The sequence below is a fragment of the Pseudoalteromonas sp. C2R02 genome, from assembly GCF_018860845.1.
Classification (GTDB): Bacteria; Pseudomonadota; Gammaproteobacteria; order Enterobacterales; family Alteromonadaceae; genus Pseudoalteromonas.
In genome coordinates this window covers 64811-84330 of the sequence record NZ_JAHKQC010000029.1, presented here as the reverse complement: position 1 = coordinate 84330, position 19520 = coordinate 64811, and the positions used below count along the sequence as shown (strand labels likewise).

16 protein-coding genes are annotated in these 19520 nt (G+C 37.0%); 14 read left to right on the top strand and 2 right to left on the bottom strand.

Annotation, left to right across the window (positions count from 1 at the left end; all coding sequences use genetic code 11):
• The first annotated feature begins 448 nt into the window (after positions 1-448).
• The 13 genes from xdhA (at position 449) to KO527_RS11015 (ending at position 16118) form a co-directional block, all read left to right on the top strand.
• Positions 449-1897, top strand: coding sequence for a xanthine dehydrogenase small subunit (gene xdhA, locus KO527_RS11075; protein WP_216040364.1), 1449 nt, complete (start codon positions 449-451; stop codon positions 1895-1897).
• Complete coding sequence (gene xdhB, locus KO527_RS11070; protein WP_216040363.1) at positions 1890-4226, top strand: xanthine dehydrogenase molybdopterin binding subunit; 2337 nt, start codon at positions 1890-1892, stop codon at positions 4224-4226. Before xdhA ends, xdhB begins: the two co-directional genes overlap by 8 nt.
• Positions 4227-4237: 11 nt before the next feature.
• On the top strand, positions 4238-5143 hold the full coding sequence (gene xdhC / locus KO527_RS11065; protein ID WP_252733641.1) for a xanthine dehydrogenase accessory protein XdhC: 906 nt from the start codon (positions 4238-4240) through the stop codon (positions 5141-5143).
• A 118-nt stretch (positions 5144-5261) separates the two neighbouring features.
• A complete protein-coding gene (gene allB, locus KO527_RS11060; protein ID WP_216040362.1) occupies positions 5262-6650 on the top strand; it encodes an allantoinase AllB in 1389 nt (462 codons plus the stop codon).
• Positions 6651-6908: 258 nt separating this feature from the next.
• The gene (gene alc, locus KO527_RS11055) at positions 6909-7934 is read left to right on the top strand and encodes an allantoicase (protein ID WP_216040361.1); all 1026 of its coding nucleotides are present in this window, start codon (positions 6909-6911) and stop codon (positions 7932-7934) included.
• A gap of 58 nt (positions 7935-7992) precedes the next feature.
• Positions 7993-8493 (top strand): 2-oxo-4-hydroxy-4-carboxy-5-ureidoimidazoline decarboxylase, encoded by a 501-nt coding sequence (uraD, locus tag KO527_RS11050; protein ID WP_216040360.1) that lies wholly within the window; start codon positions 7993-7995, stop codon positions 8491-8493.
• An 8-nt stretch (positions 8494-8501) separates the two neighbouring features.
• The gene (gene uraH / locus KO527_RS11045; RefSeq protein WP_042150600.1) at positions 8502-8843 is read left to right on the top strand and encodes a hydroxyisourate hydrolase; all 342 of its coding nucleotides are present in this window, start codon (positions 8502-8504) and stop codon (positions 8841-8843) included.
• A gap of 2 nt (positions 8844-8845) precedes the next feature.
• Positions 8846-9379 carry an ureidoglycolate lyase gene (locus KO527_RS11040; RefSeq protein ID WP_252733639.1) on the top strand — a complete coding sequence of 178 codons (534 nt, stop codon included), beginning with the start codon at positions 8846-8848 and terminating at the stop codon, positions 9377-9379.
• A 38-nt stretch (positions 9380-9417) separates the two neighbouring features.
• The gene (gene guaD / locus KO527_RS11035; protein ID WP_216040359.1) at positions 9418-10743 is read left to right on the top strand and encodes a guanine deaminase; all 1326 of its coding nucleotides are present in this window, start codon (positions 9418-9420) and stop codon (positions 10741-10743) included.
• Positions 10744-10950: 207 nt separating this feature from the next.
• Positions 10951-12159: a urate hydroxylase PuuD gene (locus KO527_RS11030; protein WP_216040358.1), complete on the top strand. Its 1209-nt coding sequence runs from the start codon at positions 10951-10953 to the stop codon at positions 12157-12159.
• 83 nt (positions 12160-12242) lie between these two features.
• Entirely contained in the window at positions 12243-14417 is a 2175-nt protein-coding gene (locus KO527_RS11025) for a malate synthase G (RefSeq protein ID WP_216040357.1), read from the top strand.
• A gap of 172 nt (positions 14418-14589) precedes the next feature.
• On the top strand, positions 14590-15237 hold the full coding sequence (locus KO527_RS11020; protein ID WP_216040356.1) for a TetR/AcrR family transcriptional regulator: 648 nt from the start codon (positions 14590-14592) through the stop codon (positions 15235-15237).
• A 41-nt stretch (positions 15238-15278) separates the two neighbouring features.
• Positions 15279-16118, top strand: coding sequence for a DHHA1 domain-containing protein (locus KO527_RS11015; RefSeq protein WP_216040355.1), 840 nt, complete (start codon positions 15279-15281; stop codon positions 16116-16118).
• 77 nt (positions 16119-16195) lie between these two features.
• Here the strand turns inward: KO527_RS11015 and KO527_RS11010 are convergent, their stop codons facing one another.
• Positions 16196-16771, bottom strand: a complete 576-nt coding sequence (locus tag KO527_RS11010; protein WP_216040354.1) for a hypothetical protein — start codon at positions 16769-16771, stop codon at positions 16196-16198.
• A gap of 290 nt (positions 16772-17061) precedes the next feature.
• Positions 17062-17646 (bottom strand): DUF2913 family protein, encoded by a 585-nt coding sequence (locus tag KO527_RS11005; protein WP_216040353.1) that lies wholly within the window; start codon positions 17644-17646, stop codon positions 17062-17064.
• A 354-nt stretch (positions 17647-18000) separates the two neighbouring features.
• On the opposite strand from KO527_RS11005, the gene KO527_RS11000 reads away from it, so the two are divergent.
• Complete coding sequence (locus tag KO527_RS11000; protein ID WP_216040352.1) at positions 18001-19443, top strand: NCS2 family permease; 1443 nt, start codon at positions 18001-18003, stop codon at positions 19441-19443.
• Positions 19444-19520 lie beyond the last annotated feature (77 nt).

The following is a 19520-nucleotide window of genomic DNA, read 5'->3' as shown; positions in this document are numbered from 1 at the left end:
AATGGTCTAAATATACAATAGCTACGCTGCCTGTAAGGGTGCTGGTACTTAGGTTTAGTTTGGAACAAAAAACCTGTGTTCTTGAAAATTTATCCTTATTTATATTAGTTCACTAACTTAATAGAGTTGGTATTAAATCATATTACAAGACCATCATGTTTTACCATTAATACACTTTTAACGCTCATTTATTCGATTATTTAGTCTGTTTAATTACCGCATATTTAACTTTCAAAACCCTTTTTCTCATTAATATTTTATTAACTTTTAACGCCTATTATTAAAGAGTATTTAATTGTTTCTTAAAATTCACGCTTGACTCGTGTCGTGCATTAACTTATATTTTACAGAAGTTGACATTTGTGTCAGGTTTATCGTAACAAACGTTTTAATTTTTGTTGCTGGAAATAACAAAGAAATAAAAAGCTAGCAGGGTAGGCAATATTTTATGGCAGATAATCAAATTCAATTTTTACTTAACGATCGTTTAACGACCTTAAGTGATGTAAATCCAAATACCAGCATTCTTCAGTATCTAAGAAACAATGCTGGTAAAAATGGAACAAAAGAAGGCTGTGCCTCAGGTGACTGTGGTGCATGTACTGTTGTTGTTGCCGAATATGCTGGTGGAAACTTACGTTATAAAAGTTTAAATGCATGCATTAGCTTATTACCTAGCCTGCATGGTAAGCAGTTGATCACAGCTGAGGATTTACAAGATGGCGATACCTTGCACCCAGTACAAAAAGCTATGGTTGATTTCCATGGTTCACAATGTGGATTTTGTACACCAGGTTTTATTATGTCTTTATTTGCCTTACATAAAAACTTTCCAGAGCCAGAAAAAGAACAAACATTAGAAGCACTTGCAGGTAACTTATGTCGCTGTACAGGCTATCGCGCAATTATTGATGCAGCAAAAGCGGCCAATAATCATGGACCTGATCAGTTTGATCGCAATAAAGGTCGAACAATTGAAACCTTAGCCATGATCCAAAAAGATACAATGCAACAACTAGCACAAGGTGATCAGATTGCTTTTAGTCCAACTTCATTAAAAGAATTAAGCGAGTTAATGCTAGCGCATCCAGATGCACGCATTGTTGCCGGTGGCACAGATATCGTTCTTGAAATTACACAAATGATGAAGAGCTTAGGTACTATCATTTATGTTGGTAATGTACCTGAGTTACAGGAATTTGAGCAAAACGATTCAGAGTTTGTTATTGGTGCTGCTTTATCTTATACAGAATTTACACCTAGCCTTGCCATTGAATATCATGAGTTTGGTGAAATGATTGAACGTATAGGTTCATTGCAAATACGAAACCAAGGTACATTAGGTGGTAACGTTGGCAACGCTTCGCCAATCGGAGATACACCGCCAGTTTTAATTGCATTAAATGCACAAATTAATTTACGTAAAGGTAATGATAATCGTATTATCCCTATTGAAGATTATTTTGTTGATTACAAAGTAACATCACAGCAAAAAAGCGAATTTATTCAAAGCATTATTATTCCTAAAGCCAAAGAAAACTCACACCTTAAAGTTTATAAAATCTCAAAACGATTTGATGATGATATTTCAGCAGTATTAGCTGCATTTAACCTAGAGATAGAGGGTGATGTGATCAAAAGCCCACGTATCGCATTTGGTGGTATGGCGGGTATTCCTAAACGCGCTACTAACTGTGAAAAAGCGCTTAATGGTCAACCTTGGACACAAAGCACAATTGAAACTGCAATGGCTGCTTTAGCTACTGATTTCACACCTATGAATGATGTACGCGCATCAGCGCAATATCGAATGCAAGTAGCACAAAACCTATTACAAAAAGCCTTTATCGAAATGACACAACCTAACACTAATACTGGAGTTTTTTATCATGCGTAAGTTAATCGATTTACCAAGTAAAGAATCTAGTAAAGTTGCAGGTAAAGTAGGTGTTTCTAGGAAACATGAAAGCGCTGAAAAACATGTTAGCGGTAAAGCTTTATATATAGATGACCGCCCAGTAATGGCTAATCATTTATATGCTGCTATTGGTCAAACAACAATTGCACACGGAATCGTTAAATCAATCGATTTGAGTAAAGTTAAAGCTGCACCAGGTGTTGTAGATGTTTTAGTGGCTGGCGATGTACCTGGGCATTTAGATATAGGCCCAGTATTTAAAGGTGATCCGGTACTTGTTTTAGATAAAGTAGAGTTTATGGGCCAAGCCTTATTTGCAGTCGCAGCAACAAGCCATGAAGCCGCTGTAAAAGCAGCAAAACTCGCAGTTGTAGAATATGACGAGTTAGAACCTGTTTTATCAGTAAAAGATGCACTCGCTAAAAAGAACTTTGTTCGCCCAACACATATACAAAGCTGTGGCGATGCGCCAACTGCAATTGATAGTAGTGATCATGTATTAGAAGGCGAGCTAAAAATTGGTGGTCAAGAACACTTTTATTTAGAAGGTCAAATCTCAAGCGCAGAGCCGACAGAAGATGGCGGAATGATCATTTATACCTCTAGCCAACATCCTTCAGAAGTACAAATTTTAGTCGCAGAAGTATTAGATATTCCATTTAATAAAGTGGTTGTTGATATGCGCCGTATGGGCGGTGGTTTTGGTGGTAAAGAAACACAAGCCGCACCTTGGGCATGTATTGCAGCATTGCTAGCTAATAAAACAGGTCGATGCGTTAAATTACGTTTAAGCCGTGTTGATGATATGACTTTAACAGGTAAGCGTCATCCATTTGAAAATGATTATCGTACAGGCTTTGATAGTGAAGGTTTAATCAAAGGCATTGAATTTAATATTAATGGTAACTGTGGTTATTCACCTGATTTATCAGATGCGATTGTAGATCGTGCTATGTTTCATAGCGATAACGCATACTTTTTAGAGCATGCTCATGTTGTAGGTAATCGTTGTAAAACAAATACGGTTTCACATACTGCTTATCGTGGCTTTGGTGGCCCGCAAGGCATGATCTCTATTGAAGGTGTAATGGATGATATTGCACGTAAGGTCGGTAAAGACCCGTTAGAAGTTCGTAAATTAAACCTATATGGTCAAACAGACAGAAATGTTACTCATTATGGTCAAACGGTAGAACACAATATTTTACCTATGATGATTGAAAAGCTTGAAGCTGATTGTGAGTATCAAAAACGCCGTTTAGACATCACGAAGTTTAATAAAGAAAACCCGTTCTTGAAGAAGGGCATCTCTCTCACCCCGGTTAAATTTGGCATTTCATTCACAGTGCAACATTTAAACCAAGCTGGTGCCCTGATTCATCTTTATACCGACGGTTCAATTCAGCTAAACCATGGCGGCACTGAAATGGGACAAGGTCTAAATACTAAGGTTGCACAAGTAGTAGCACAAGAATTCCAAGTTGATATCGACAATATTATATGCACTGCAACGCGTACTGATAAAGTGCCAAATACTTCACCTACTGCAGCATCATCAGGTACAGATTTAAATGGTAAAGCAGCACAAAATGCCGCAAAAACGATTCGATCAAGATTAGTTGAATTTGCAAGCGAGCATTTCTCAGTAAAACAAGAGGAAGTGATTTTCTTAGATAATCAGGTACATATTGGCGAAGAAAAAGTGATGGCATTTGCTGAGCTAATTCAATTGGCTTATATGAATCGTGTTTCTTTATCTTCTACTGGTTTTTATAAAACACCAAAAATTCATTACAACCGTGATAAAGCCAATGGCCGTCCATTCTTTTATTACGCCAATGGCGTGTCATGCTCAGAAGTATTAATCGATACCTTAACTGGTGAATACAAAGTTGAACGTGTAGACATATTGCATGATGTAGGTGATTCATTAAATCCTGCAATCGATTTAGGTCAAATAGAAGGTGCATTTGTTCAAGGTATGGGTTGGTTAACCACTGAAGAGCTAGTGTGGAATGAAAAGGGTCGCCTTATGACCAATGGCCCTGCAACTTATAAAATTCCTGCAATCGCTGATATGCCAGAAAAATTCAATGTAGAACTACTACAAAATGAGCCAAATCGTGAAGCCACAATTTACAACTCTAAAGCGGTAGGTGAACCACCGTTTATGTTGGCAATTTCAGTTTGGTCAGCATTAAGAGATGCCGTATCAAGTGTTAGCGATTATAAGTTGAGTCCAGTGTTACATACACCAGCAACACCAGAGCGTGTATTGATGGCTGTTCAACAAATGAAAGCAAAGTAGGAGATTAGTCTATGATGACTCCAAATACCTCTTGGGTAGATGCCGTAAAAGAATTAACAGCTAAAGGCGAAGCATATGTCTTAGTGACTATTCTGGGTGTTCGTGGTTCTGCGCCGAGAGATAGTGGTACCAAAATGGTGGTATGTGCTAACGCATCATTCGATACCATAGGTGGCGGTCATTTAGAGCATAAAGCAACAAAAATTGCTTTAGATATATTAGCTAAAGGTGAACAAACACAGCATTTAGAGCATTTTCCGTTAGGCCCTAAATTGGGCCAGTGCTGTGGCGGTACAACAAGTATTCTGTTTGAAAGCTTTGCCAGTTCACATATCAATATTATGTTATTTGGTGCCGGTCATGTAGGTCATGCAATAGCACCTATGCTTGCAGGTTTACCAGTTAAATTACATTGGGTAGATGAACGTGAAGAATTATTCCCTGAAGTAGCAGCGAATAATACTAATCATGTGATCACAGATAATCCGGTTGATGAAATTGCCAGTATGCCAGCTAATAGTTATTACGTTGTTTTAACTCATAACCACCAAAGAGATTTTGATATTTGCAGTGCCATTTTAAAACGTGAAGACTTTAAGTATTTAGGTTTAATTGGCTCTGATACCAAATGGAAAAGATTCCAACAAAGATTTGAGCATCGTGGCATTAAAAAAGAATTAGTAAACAAAATTGCATGCCCTGTGGGGTTAAGCAATGTGCCAGGTAAGTTACCGATGGAAGTTGCAGTATCAATCGTTGGTGAAATTATAGGTTTATATCAAGCAGATCTGGAGCCAACACCAAATAAGCAAGGTGTTGATTGGACTGAACTAAAATCAATGATTGATGAGCAAGAACACAATGCTAAAAAGACAGTTCAAAGCCAAGAGCAAAAAGATAACGCGGAACTTTCGTAATAAAAAACGTAAACAACATAAATTAGTAAGCCGATGGTTTGCTTTGAAAACGCAAAAAACTAGCGATGCTAATAACAATCAAAATGTCGCATAACACAATTAACTAAGAGTGAAAAAAATGTCTAGCAGTAACATTAAAAATCAAAATCCGACAAATCATTTTGCCATTCGCAGCCAACGTGTTGTGACAGAAAAAGGCGTTCATGCAGCCACTGTTATTATTAAAAATGGTTTAATTGATGCTGTTAGAGAGCATGATTATCAGCCTAATTGTGCTGTTGAAGATTTAGGTAATAAAGTATTAATGCCAGGTTTAGTTGATAGTCATGTTCATATTAACGAACCTGGTCGTACAGAATGGGAAGGCTTTAATACAGCAACTCAAGCGGCAGCTGCTGGTGGTATAACAACTTTAGTAGATATGCCTTTAAACTGTATTCCAGTCACTATTAACAAGCAGGCATTTGATGAAAAGCTTGATGCTGTAGTTGATAAACTTTGGGTTGATTGTGGTTTTTGGGGCGGTGTTATCCCTGATAGCGTTAATGATTTAGATGAATTATTAGATGCGGGTGTATTAGGTGTTAAATCATTTTTAATTGATTCGGGCATTGAAGAATTTCCAAATATGGAAGCCGATGATTTACGCAAAGCCATGCCTATTTTAGCAAAACATAACTCACCTTATTTAATTCATGCAGAGCTTGATTGTGGTAACAGTGAACCTGCAGAAATTAGTGACAGCTATCAAACATTTTTAGATTCTCGCCCTAAGTCGTGGGAAAACGATGCCATAGATATGATGATAGATCTTAATCGTGAAGTGAAAGCCAATGGTCAAGATTGTCATGTTCATATTGTGCATCTATCAAGTGCTGAAGCGATCAGCAGTATCAAAGCAGCGCGTGAAGAAGGCCAGAGTTTAACAATTGAAACTTGCCCACATTATTTAACTTTATTTTCTGAAGAAATTCCTGATGGCAAAACATTATTTAAATGTTGTCCGCCAATTCGTGAAAATGATAATCGTCATCAACTTTGGGAAGGCCTTAAAGAGGGGGTAATTGATTTTATAGTATCAGATCACTCGCCATGTACTCCGCAACTTAAACATATTGATACAGGGGACATAGAAAAAGCTTGGGGTGGTATTTCAGCACTGCAATTTGGCTTACCGTTAATTTGGACACAAGCTGAAGAACGTGGTTTTGATTTAACTGATATCGCCCATTGGATGAGTGCACAAACGGCTAAATTTATTGGTATGAACCATGTTAAAGGTCATATAAAAGTAGGTTACCACGCAGATTTTGTAGTCTTTGATGATGAGTCAAAATACGAAATTACCAATGAAATGATCAAACATAGACACAAAATCACACCTTATGAAGGCCGTACAGTAAAAGGGCGTGTAGAGCGTACTTATTTACGTGGTCAAACAGTATATGACAATGATGAATTTATGAATTCACCAGTAGGCCAGCCCCTTCTTAAAGGCAGAGTGTGATATTGGATAAATTTTGATTGGCCGTAGACGGGGCTTCAGCCGCGTAATTTAAAACGTAGAAGGGTTTTGGCCGCGCATGTTTTTCAGATAGACGGGACTTGCGTCCTGTATTTTCAAAAAGCATTTTAAGATGATACGCGGGGTTTTAGCGCAACGTCCAAAAATGAATAATGAAAAATGGTAGACGGGACTTTAGTCGCGTTTGTTTAATCATAAAAAGCACGACTTAAATCGCGCTAAAACAACAGAGAGAAACAAATGAATCAAGAGGAATTGAACACTTATTACACCCAACATTTTATTGATATGGCACAAGCCCGTTTAGGCGGAGAAACATTAGCTTGTAGCGATGATTTTTTTGCTGAAATGGAAAACCTGATCAAACCAGGTCGCGGTATTTTCATTGAAGAAAAATTTACCGACCGTGGTAAATGGATGGATGGTTGGGAGTCACGCCGTAGTTATGGTCGTGATAATGGTCGAGAATTTGACTGGTGTACAATTCGTCTTGGTGTTCCTGGCGTGATCCGTGGGTTTGATATAGATACAAATCACTTTAGAGGCAATGCACCACAATCAGTTTCTGTTGAAGCGTGTCATTGTGATGGCGATATTAATGATGCTGTTTGGACGACAATTTTAGATCAAAGCCCAACAGATGCACATAGCCAAAACCTTTTCCCAGTAAATGATGATTTAGAAAATAAAGAACAAGTTTGGACTCACGTGAGGTTGAATATGTTTCCTGATGGCGGAGTGGCACGTTTTCGCGTGTATGGCGATCCTAAATTAGATCCTAAAAACTTTGTTGAAGGTGAACTCATTGATTTAGCGTCTATTAAAAATGGTGCTCGTGCCTTGTTATGTTCAGACATGTTTTTTAGCGATAAAAACAACTTAATTATGCCTGGCCGTGGTGTCAATATGGGTGATGGCTGGGAGACTAAACGTCGTCGTGATCCGGGTCCTGATTGGTCAATTGTTAAATTAGCCGTCCCTGGTGACTTGCAAAAATTAATTGTAGATACCGCTCATTTTAAAGGTAATTTCCCAGATACTTTCTCGTTAGAAGCAACAAATGGCACTGACGAAGATGTATTAGATGGCAATGTTGAATGGCAAGAAGTGGTATGTAAAACCAAACTTTTTGCAGACCGTGAGCATTTATTTATAAGTGAAATAAACAGCGGTAAAAATTCATTTAGTCATATTCGCCTTAACATATTCCCTGATGGCGGTATTTCTCGTTTACGTTTATTTGGCTTGCCTAAAGAGCTTAACTAACACAGTTATCATTGGCTTTTCAGGGATGAAAAGCATTTTTATTGTTTAAAGGTGCATTATGAATTTTCAAGACATTAACGCAATGGACTTAGCCCAAGCAAAACATGCATTTATGCAATGTTGTACATCAAGCGCTTGGGTATCAAAAATGGTGGAGTCTCGTCCTCATGCAGATTTAGATGCCTTATTTGAAGCCGCAAACGCTAATTGGATTGGCTTATCAGAAGGCGATTATTTAGAGGCTTTTGATGGTCATCCAAAAATAGGTGACGTTAGCAGCTTAATGAAAAAGTACGCAAATACTAAAGAGCTTGCTGCCGGTGAGCAATCAGGTATGAATGCCGCTGATGAAGCTACAATTAAAGCATTGGCCAAAGGTAATGATGATTATTATGCCAAGTTTGGTTTTATTTTCATTGTATGTGCAACCGGTAAAAGTGCCGCGCAAATGTTGGCGTTACTAGAAGCACGTATAGTTAATGACCGCGATACTGAATTGAAAAATGCAGCAGAAGAGCAGCGTAAAATTTTTCATATTAGATTAAATAAATTTTCTTAGGATATCAGATGAGCCAGATCACAACTCACATATTAGATACAACAAAAGGGCTACCAGCGCGCTCAGTGCCAATTAAATTATTTAAAGAAGTTGCAGGCGATTGGCAAGTGATTTCACAAGGAATCACTAACGATGATGGTCGTATTGCAGGTTTATTAGATGATGATCTTGTTTTAGACGCCGGTAATTACCGCATGCACTTTGATACTAAGTCTTATTTTGATATGAACAAAGAGCAAGGCTTTTATCCATATGTTGATATCGTATTTAGCATAGATGGCAGTGGTACGCATTATCATATTCCATTGTTATTAACCGCCTATGGTTACTCAACTTACAGAGGCAGCTAAGTATGACGCAGTGTTATATCAGTGAAGATGAAAACGGAAAAAAATTTATTGAAGCCATGCCTTTAACAGCTGATGAATTTGCCCAATTTGGTGATGTGATTGAGTGTGCTGATTCAGTTGAAAACTTTGAAATAAATCAAGGTTTCACAACACGTTTTCATAATTTAGCTGATGTAGATGTCACTGACAACGATGGTAAAACCATTATAAATATTTTCCGTTCTACGCCTTTAGCATTGCCAATTCAGATTGGCATGATGGAGCGTCATCCTAAAGGTAGCCAAGCATTTATACCTATGGGAAATAATCCGTATTTAGTGGTTGTCGCACCTCAGGGTGACCTAGACTTAACTAAAATACGCGTATTTTTAGCCACAGCAGATCAAGGCGTTAATTACCATAAAGGGACTTGGCATCACTTCTGTTTAGCCCTTAATGAACAAAGTGATTTCTTGGTAGTAGATCGTGGTGGTAAAGGTGATAACTGTGATGAAATCGCCTTAATAGATGAACAAAAAATCACAATTAAATTTTAGAATTAAATAATACATTTAAGTGCAAGGTTAATAAGTTTATGAGTAATACAACAAAAGCATTTCGCGGTGAAATTTTACATTTTTTAAGCGACCCTGCTAAAGACAATGAGCAAAGCTATCAGTATTTTGAAGATGGTGTGCTTGTTGTTAAAGATGGCTTGGTTGAAACTGTCGGTCTAGCGAGCGATATTTTGCCAACGCTAGCTGATGATGTTGTTGTAAAACAGCATGATAATGGTTTATTAATACCAGGTTTTGTTGATACTCATATCCATTATCCACAAACTGAAATTATTGGCTCATATGGCGAGCAATTATTAGAGTGGTTAGAAACTTATACTTTCCCAACAGAATCACAGTTTGGCGACACTCATTTTGCTAAACCTAGAGCGCAATTCTTTTTAGACCAATTACTTACAAATGGTACAACCACAGCATTAGTATTTGGCACAGTTCATCCAGAATCTGTAGATGCATTTTTTACACAAGCTGAAGAGCTAAATGTACGTATGATCTGCGGTAAAGTTATGATGGATCGAAATGCACCAGATAACTTAACAGATACTGCAGAGTCGAGTTACGAAGAATCAAAAGCACTTATCGAAAAGTGGCATGGCAAAGGTCGCTTACATTATGCGGTAACACCGCGTTTTGCACCTACAAGTACCAGTGAACAATTACATAAAGCCGGCCAATTACTTAAAGAATACCCAGATGTATTTATGCACACACATTTATCTGAAAACAAAAATGAATGTGCTTGGGTGAGCGATTTATTTCCAGAGTGTGAAAACTACTTAGACGTTTATGATAAACACGGTTTATTAAGCAAACGTAGTGTATTTGCACACGGTATCCATTTATGTGATAGCGAATATCAAAGATTAAGCGATACCGATTCCTCTCTTTCTTATTGCCCAACTTCAAACTTATTTTTAGGTAGTGGTTTATTCAATCTGAAAAAAGCAGAAGAGTTTAACGTTGATGTAGGTTTAGGTACTGATGTGGGCGGTGGTACTAGCTTTTCACAATTACAAACACTAAACGAAGCTTACAAAATTCAGCAACTAAGAGGCGAAAAACTAACTGCGCTTAAGTCATTCTATTTAGCGACTTTAGGCGGAGCTTCAGCGCTCGATTTAGACGACAAAATTGGTAACTTTACTCAAGGAAAAGAAGCTGATTTTATTGTTTTAGATTACAAATCAACAGATCTAATGCGTGTACGTATGAACAATACCAAAGACATTTTAGAGCGTTTATTTGTATTAACTACATTAGGTGATGATCGTACTGTACGTGAAACTTATGTGATGGGTGATTTAGCTCATGATAGAGATAATAAAAAAACATCAGCGTTATAAAAAGTCAAAAATGTAGGCGGGGCTTCAGCCTCGTTTAGATAGATAAATTTAAACCTTTGTAGGTAGGGCTTTAGCCTTACTAAATAACAAAATAGAGCGGGACTGAAGTCCCGCCGACGAAAAATTATAAAAATATAAAAAATAATAAGAATTCACATGCTTTGAGATAGCGGTTATCTCAACGTGCAGAATGTATCGGAGATCAACATGGATCCATATATCACAGAATGGGTTAATTTAATTTTACGCTTTGCCCACGTAATAACGGGGATTGCCTGGATAGGAGCGTCGTTCTATTTTGTTTGGTTAGATAATCATTTAGAAAAACCACCAGGCTGGAAATCAGATAAAGGCATAGGCGGCGATTTATGGGCGATACATGGCGGTGGCTTTTATGAAGTTGCTAAATATAAACATGCACCAGAAAAAATGCCAGAGCTATTACATTGGTTTAAATGGGAAGCATACAGTACTTGGTTAACGGGTTTTGTATTATTAAGCTTAATGTTTTACGTTGGTGCTGATATTTATTTAATCGACCCTAACATTGCAGAGTTAAGTCAAATGCAAGCAATCGCAATCGGTTTAACATCTATTGTAGGTGGTTGGATTGTTTATGATGTTTTATGTCGTACTAAATTAGCTGAACATGGTTTATTGCTTGGTATTATTTTAATGGCATTGATCACTGGTTTATCTTACGTATTAAGTGAAACATTTAGTGCCCGTGGTGCCTTTATGCATGTAGGTGCTGTGATTGGTACTATCATGGCAGGTAATGTATTTTTCACCATAATGCCATCGCAACGCGCATTAGTCGCCTCAGTGGAAAAAGGCGAACCAGTTGACCCAACGTGGGGTGCTAAAGCAAAGCTTCGCTCAACGCATAATACTTATGCCACTTTACCGTTGGTATTTATCATGATCAGCAATCACTACCCTATGATCTTTAACCATGAATATAACTGGTTAGTGCTTATGGTGATTTTTGTAATTACTGCTGCTATTCGTCAATACTTTGTAGCTAAACATAAAGGCAATCAAAGTCCATTGGTTTTAGTGGGCGCAGCTGCATTATCAATTGTATTAGCTGTAGCGATTGCACCTAAATCAGCTACTCCAATTATTGATGAAACTGGTAGTGAAGTGCATACAGTAGATTTACAAAAAGTGAACGATATTATCGTTAGCCGTTGTGCAAGTTGTCACTCAAGTACTCCTACGGATGATATTTTTAAAGTTGCACAAGGTGGCGTAATACTTGATGACATAGAACAAATGAGTCGTTGGGCACCTAGAATTCAAGCGCGTGCAGTTGATGCCAAAGATATGCCGTTTATGAATAAAACAAAAATAGAAGACGATGAACGTAATTATATTGCTTTATGGATCGCGCAGGGCGCACCTGTTAAGTAAATCTCGTTTTACCTTTGTAGTGGGCTTTTAATCCGATTTGGCCCGCTACTTTTTATTTTAAGTACAGAAGTAGGATCTACCACATGACAAAGCGAAGAATAACTGTTGGCGGATTTCAGGTAGCTGAAGCATTTTTTAATTTCATAAACCAAGATGTGATTCCTGGCACAGGGATAGAGCAGGATAAATTTTGGCAGTCATTTGAAGCCATAGTAAACGAACTCTCACCTATCAATAAGCAATTACTCGATACCCGTGTAAAATTGCAGTCTCAAATTGATGAGTGGCATAAACAACATCAAACAAGTCAGTACGATGAAGTTGCTTATAAAGCCTTTTTACAGGAAATAGGCTATTTAGTACCAGACGTTGCTGATTTTAAAATCTCACCTAAAAATGTAGACCCAGAAGTTGCTAACTTAGCAGGCCCACAGCTTGTAGTGCCAGTTATGAATGCACGTTATGCACTTAATGCGACTAATGCACGCTGGGGCAGTTTATACGATGCCTTATATTCAACAGATGTGATTGCAATTAACGACGAAACAGCCATTACTAAGGGTTATAACCCTAAACGCGGTGAAGCCGTAGTTGCATACGCTAAGCAATATTTAGATGAAACCTTTGCGTTAAATCAAGGCGCTTTTTCTGAGGTTACAGGCTATCAAGTTATTGACCAACAGCTGCAAATTACCTTAACAAATGGCGAAACAACACAATTATCAAATGCATCAAATTTTGTTGGCTTTAAAGGTAGCAAAGACTCACCTAGTGCTATTTTATTAGTTAATAACGGCTTACATGTAGAGCTAGTTTTTAATGAGAATCATCCTGTAGGTAAAGCTGATATCGCAAATATGTGCGATGTGATCATTGAATCAGCCTTAACAGTTATTCACGACTGTGAAGATTCCATTGCAGCAGTAGATGTAGAAGATAAAATCCAAGTTTATAAAAACTGGCTAGGCCTAATGAAAGGTGATTTGAGTGAAAAAGTCACAAAAGGCGATAAAGTGATTCATCGTAGCTTAAATACCGATAGATATTACACAGCTAAAAATGGTGAAGAGCTGGCATTAAGTGCCCGCAGCTTAATGTTTGTTAGAAATGTAGGCCATTTAATGACAAACGAAACCATTATTGACAAAGATGGTAGTGAAATACCTGAAGGTATTTTAGATGGTGTAGTGACATCACTTATTGCAATTCATGATTTAAAACATACAGGGGCATTAGTTAACTCTGTTGCTGGCAGTATTTATATTGTAAAACCAAAAATGCATGGTCCTGAAGAAGTGGCTTTTGCAGTAAAACTATTTGGTTTAATTGAACAAGCATTTGGTCTTGAAGCTAATACTATAAAAATGGGTTTAATGGATGAAGAACGCCGTACTAGTGTGAACTTAAAACAATGTATTCATGCCGCGAAAGAGCGCGTTGTATTTATTAATACGGGCTTTATGGATAGAACGGGTGATGAAATTCATACCTGTATGGAAGCAGGTCCTGTAGTGCCAAAAGAGGCGATGAAATCGCAAGATTGGATCCAAGCTTATGAAAACCGTAATGTTGTAATTGGACTTGATTGTGGTTTTAAAGGTAAAGGTCAAATAGGCAAGGGGATGTGGCCAATTCCAGATAATATGGCGCAAATGCTGGTGGAAAAAGACGTTCATCCAAAAGCGGGTGCTAATTGTGCTTGGGTACCATCGCCAACAGCCGCAACCTTACATGCATTGCATTATCACAAAGTAAATGTTGAAGCCCTGCAAGACAAAATTGTAGATAAAGGCGTAAAAAGCTTAGATATGCTGCTTAGATTGCCATTATTAAAAGATCAAAGTCAGTTAACGGCTGAATCTATTCAGTTAGAGCTAGATAACAATATCCAAGGTATTTTAGGTTATGTAGTGCGTTGGGTGAATATGGGAATAGGCTGTTCTAAAGTACCCAATATTGAAGATGTTGGTTTAATGGAAGACCGTGCAACTTTACGTATTTCAAGCCAACATGTAGCCAACTGGTTGCATCATGGTATTTGTAGTACAGAACAAGTAAAAAATACGTTAGTTCGTATGGCAAAAGTGGTGGATCAGCAAAATAGCCAAGAGAAAAATTATATTGCGATGTCTGATAACTTAAATACCAGTGATGCGTTTGCTGCTGCTTACGAATTAGTATTTAAAGGCAATGTGCAACCTAGCGGTTATACCGAGCCGGTACTTCATCGTCAGCGTTTAATTGTTAAAGCTAAATAACGATGAAGTGAAGTTCAGCGCTTATTATTTGAATCTAGATTGATTAAAAACAGTAAAAGGGATGTTATTTTAAATAGCGCCCCTTTTTATATGGTTATTATATTGTTAGGTATAGCCCATATAAGCGAAATTCCTTATACTGATTTTTTTGATTAAGCATATTTAAAAGTTTATGAGTGAAATTGACGTATTACAAAACCGCCGTAAAGAGCCTGCTGGACGTATTCGCCAACAAAACCAAGTCGTGATCATTGCAGCAGCAGAAGAAGAGTTTCTTACTTTTGGCTTTAAAGGCGCTTCTATGAAGCGTATTGCTGAGCGTGCTGAATTACCGCGTGCCAATATTCATTATTACTTTAAGAATAAACTCGACCTATATGGTGCTGTGTTAGGTGACATTGTAGAAGTATGGGATGCAACCGTATCTGATATTAATGCCGATGATGATCCTAGAGAGACTTTAACGACTTATATTCGTGCAAAAGTGATGTCATCAAAGAACAATCCTAATGCGTCACGTATATTTGCCAGTGAAATGGTCCATGGTGCACCGCATTTAAGTCATTTTTTGAGCCATGACTTCAGAACTTCAATAAAACATAAGGCCGATGCTATCCAAGCATGGATAGATCAAGGTAAAATGGACCCTATCGACCCGATGCACTTATTATTCTTTATTTGGGGTTCAACACAGCATTACGCCGATTTTGGTGTGCAAGTGTTAGCCGCTATGGATAAAGAATCGCTATCTGATGATGACTTTGAAGACATCACAGAAACCTTAACTCAGCTAATATTAAAAGGCTGTGGTTTAAGATAGGCGAATTCGCCAAACAATAGAAACTCACAAACGGAAACTCAATGAAATATTTATGTATTTATCACAAAAACTGTTCTGATGGCTTTGGTGCTGCTTTAGCCGTAAAACAATATTGTGATGCCAATAACTTCGATTGTGAGTTTATTGCTGCACAACATGGTGATGAAGCGCCAGATGTAAGCAATAAACATGTTTTTATTGTCGACTTTTCATATTCACGTGAAGTGATTTTAAAGCTAGAAAAAGCAGCGGATACTTTATTAGTAATAGATCATCATAAAACAGCTGAAGAAGCATTAGCAGGTTTAGATTGCACTGTATTTGATATGGAACGCTCAGGTGCCGTATTAACATGGGAGTACTTATTACCAGAACGCCCATTACCAACTTTATTAGCTTATATCCAAGATCGTGATTTATGGCATTGGCAACTACCAAACAGCAAAGAAGTATCAGCAGCACTACAAACATGCGCTATGACCTTTGATGTATGGGAACAATACTTAGATGAAACGAAATTATTAGATTTGATCAGCAAAGGCGAAGCCATAGTTGAATATCAAAACAAACAAATCAGCAGAGCGACTAAACCTAAAAATATAGAAATGGTTGATATTGCGGGCTACCAAGTACCATGTGTAAATACCAATAGTCTAGCCAGTGAAATAGGTAATGAACTTGCTAAAGGTCAACCATTTGCTGCTATGTATTGTGATAATGCTGATAAACGCATATTCTCATTAAGATCAGATGTAGATGGTGTTGATGTGGCTAATATTGCAAAACTGTTTGGCGGCGGCGGACATTTCCACGCAGCCGGTTTCGCCGTAGATAAACCTAAAATCTCATTAAGCCTAAAAACCACTTCAGTTACTAAGTAGTTCTTCTCTTTGGCATCAGACGGTTAGTTTGATGTCAAAATCTACACTTAGGATTTCTTTTCTTAATTTAAATTTAATTAATAGGTATTTTGGCTTTTAATCCACTCTTTATCTAATTCAATTTTAATATTGGAATAAGATGGGTAATACCCTGTTATACGGCCTGTTGATGTTCTTTTAGCTCGATTATTTACATCTACTGATACGATAAAATACTTTTCAAATCTTTTCCCATCATCGTATTTTATCATAGGGCCAATTTCTAAAATGTGGGTATCTTGCTCATTTGGTCCTGAGAACTTACTTGTTGGTGTCCATATATATTCTAAAGCGTTATTACACGAATTATCTAGTATTCCACCCCCATATAATTTAATTAGATATTTAAATGTTAATACTCGAGTATTGTTCATAGCTAAAAACTTTACATTACAATGACTACTGCCTTCAATCGTTAGCTTAATTGCTTCTGGTACTGATTGTCCTGCGACACTACCATCAACAACCCCTTCATACTTAACTGTGCTTACATTGAAATCCCCTAAAATAGCGTATATTTCTTTAAAGGGAATAGACTCAGCTTTAAGGGGAGTTGAGCAATAAAGAGTTAAAAATAAAGTGAGTGCAGTATATAGGCAAGGTTTGAAAGTCATTTGTACATAGCCATTAATTCCTTAATATTAAGTAATCTTAGTTTATGAATTTAATTTAGGTTTGATGGGCTGTTTGTAGTGCTGCATATCAAACTATCACTGACGTCATCTCCGCAGTGTTTTATCGGAGATCTAGTTTTAAGGTTTTGGGTTTTAGTTTTAAACTTGATTTTAGTTTTAAACTTGATTTTAGTTGACGAGATCCCCGTTAAAAGTATTCGGGAATGACTAATGAAAGATCTATGATGCTAACCAATTAGCATTACTAATCAACAACACTAATTAACCAATTAGCTGAAACACTTATCAATACTTAAAACTGTTATTCCAGTCTCTGTATCATAGCTTTCAAATTCACATGTAAAACCTTGATAATCATTGATAGCAAATAATGCCTGTTTGTAAGATTGTGTCTTAATATAAAGGTTAATAGATTTACACTGTAAGCCAGACTGATCAAAACAGATATCAACTTGTTCAGACAATAAATAAAAGGTATTAGCTGCATATGAAGTATCACTATCCAATGTTTTAGCATCAAATTTAAATTTATTTTTGAGAAAAATGATTAAGGCAAAAAACTTTTTGATATCGCTTTGGCAATGTATTGCTTTATTTGCGTATTGTTTTACTTCAAATAGTTTTTTTTCAAGTAAAGAATCACTTCTGCCAATTAAAATCATGGCTTTTAAATCAGGTTTTAGCGCTTTGTATTGTGCTAATTTCACTTTGGGTTTTAAAAATTTTACTAAAGTTTGATTGCGAAAATCCTTTGTTGCAAATTTCCCATTAATATCAATATGTATGTATAAATGTAATAAGGCGGTATCACATACATGTATTAAGTTTTTGTAGTAGTTAGTATTTAGGTTCATAAAAAAATCCATTTAAAATACCTTTCTTTTATATATTTAAAAGGAATCATTTTCCTAATCTATTTTATATCTATTCGCTCTATTTAGACTCTTTTCATAGATTTTAACCACTAAAATGATGGTTTTTTATTGTTCATAGTCAGAAGTTATGTATTTAATGACAATGCAAAAAAGGAACATTAATTATTCGGATTAGCTGAATAATTAAAAGTCATATTTAGCGTTAAAATTAAACAATTAAAAGTTGACACTTGTGTCAATAGTGATTAATGTTGATGTTGCTAGCGTGTTAATAAAATAAAACTGTCAAATAATAAACCTTATATTGATAACATCAACGAGAGAACTGAAACCATGGAACAAGTAAATCAGTCAGTTAATAATCAGTCTGCCCGGGTCGGGTTGTTAGAGCGATTATTTAAACTATCAGCACATCGAACTAATGTTAAAACAGAGCTAATGGCTGGATTAACGACCTTTGTTACTATGTCTTACATCATGTTTTTAAATCCCATAATCATGTCTAAAACCGGCATGCCATTTGACGGATTATTCCTTGCTACCTGTTTAGGTGCAGCTATTGCTACAATTTTTATGGGCTTATATGCAAACTGGCCAGTTGGTTTGGCGCCGGGTATGGGGCTTAATGCTTTTTTCACCTTTACTGTTGTTTTGCAAATGAATTACAGCTGGGAAATAGCACTTGGGGCAGTGTTTCTTTCGGGTTGTTTGTTTGTAATTATGAGTGTAACTCGGCTTAGGGCGTGGATGTTAGAGAGCATACCTATGAGTTTACGGCTTGCGATGACCGCAGGTGTCGGATTGTTCTTAGGATTTATAGGTTTGCGCTTTACAGGCATAGTTGTGTCTAACCCAGATAATGTTGTTGCATTAGGTGATTTGACACACTTTGGTTTTGGTGAGTTTGGACCCGAAGCACCTGCACTTGGTTTATTAAGCTTTCTATTAATTGCTGTTTTAAGTTACCGCAAAGTATTTGGTGCTGTGATTATTGGTATTGCAGTAACCACAATAGTGGCATTTATGATGACATTTATTATGCCTGGTGACTTCTTTACTGTTGCAGAAAAAGCAAAAGCTTGGGCACCAGCTTCGGGATTTGTGTCTTATCCAGGCGGTGGTTTATTAGCTATTCCTGATTTTGCTGCAATTGCGCCTATTTTTATGAAGTTAGATATTATGGGGGCACTTGAAGTTGCTATGATCCCTGTCATTGTGACTTTCTTATTCGTAAATATCTTTGATACTGCAGGTACTTTAATGGGCGTGGCAGAGCGTGCTGGTCTTCAAGATGATAAAGGTAATATTAAAGGTTTGAATAAGTCTTTAAAAGCTGACTCTATCTCTTCTGTAATTGGTACTGCTTTTGGTTGTCCACCTGTGACTTCATATGTTGAATCGGCTGCGGGTGTTTCAGCTGGTGGTCGTACAGGTTTAACAGCTGTCGCTATCGGTGGTTTGTTTGCACTCGGTGTATTCTTTTTACCATTAGCTCAAATGTTGCCTGGCTTTGCTGTAAATGGCGCTTTAATTTATGTTGCTATGGTGATGATGTCATCACTTAAAAACATTGACTGGAATGATATGACAGAGTTTGCGCCAGCGGCATTGACTACTGTTATGATGGCATTTACTTTCTCTATCGCTAACGGTATTGCAATTGGTTTTATTACTTATACAGTGATGAAGGCGGGTACTGGTAAACATAAAGAAATATCATCAGGTGTTTGGGCGTTAACGGCACTGTTTGTAGCTAAGTTTATCTTTTTACCATAACAATTTTTTACCGTAATAATGCGATTTAGCAGAAGTTAAATTTATAGACTAAAATTAAATTGTTAAGCAATTAAAAA

What these genes read in the sequence shown, in the direction of transcription:
- xdhA (WP_216040364.1), top strand. Translation starts at nt 449, where the DNA reads ATGGCAGATAATCAAATTCAATTTTTACTTAACGATCGTTTAACGACC.
- xdhB (WP_216040363.1), top strand. Translation starts at nt 1,890, where the DNA reads ATGCGTAAGTTAATCGATTTACCAAGTAAAGAATCTAGTAAAGTTGCA.
- xdhC (WP_252733641.1), top strand. Translation starts at nt 4,238, where the DNA reads ATGATGACTCCAAATACCTCTTGGGTAGATGCCGTAAAAGAATTAACA.
- allB (WP_216040362.1), top strand. Translation starts at nt 5,262, where the DNA reads ATGTCTAGCAGTAACATTAAAAATCAAAATCCGACAAATCATTTTGCC.
- alc (WP_216040361.1), top strand. Translation starts at nt 6,909, where the DNA reads ATGAATCAAGAGGAATTGAACACTTATTACACCCAACATTTTATTGAT.
- uraD (WP_216040360.1), top strand. Translation starts at nt 7,993, where the DNA reads ATGAATTTTCAAGACATTAACGCAATGGACTTAGCCCAAGCAAAACAT.
- uraH (WP_042150600.1), top strand. Translation starts at nt 8,502, where the DNA reads ATGAGCCAGATCACAACTCACATATTAGATACAACAAAAGGGCTACCA.
- KO527_RS11040 (WP_252733639.1), top strand. Translation starts at nt 8,846, where the DNA reads ATGACGCAGTGTTATATCAGTGAAGATGAAAACGGAAAAAAATTTATT.
- guaD (WP_216040359.1), top strand. Translation starts at nt 9,418, where the DNA reads ATGAGTAATACAACAAAAGCATTTCGCGGTGAAATTTTACATTTTTTA.
- KO527_RS11030 (WP_216040358.1), top strand. Translation starts at nt 10,951, where the DNA reads ATGGATCCATATATCACAGAATGGGTTAATTTAATTTTACGCTTTGCC.
- KO527_RS11025 (WP_216040357.1), top strand. Translation starts at nt 12,243, where the DNA reads ATGACAAAGCGAAGAATAACTGTTGGCGGATTTCAGGTAGCTGAAGCA.
- KO527_RS11020 (WP_216040356.1), top strand. Translation starts at nt 14,590, where the DNA reads ATGAGTGAAATTGACGTATTACAAAACCGCCGTAAAGAGCCTGCTGGA.
- KO527_RS11015 (WP_216040355.1), top strand. Translation starts at nt 15,279, where the DNA reads ATGAAATATTTATGTATTTATCACAAAAACTGTTCTGATGGCTTTGGT.
- KO527_RS11010 (WP_216040354.1), bottom strand. Translation starts at nt 16,771, where the DNA reads ATGACTTTCAAACCTTGCCTATATACTGCACTCACTTTATTTTTAACT.
- KO527_RS11005 (WP_216040353.1), bottom strand. Translation starts at nt 17,646, where the DNA reads ATGAACCTAAATACTAACTACTACAAAAACTTAATACATGTATGTGAT.
- KO527_RS11000 (WP_216040352.1), top strand. Translation starts at nt 18,001, where the DNA reads ATGGAACAAGTAAATCAGTCAGTTAATAATCAGTCTGCCCGGGTCGGG.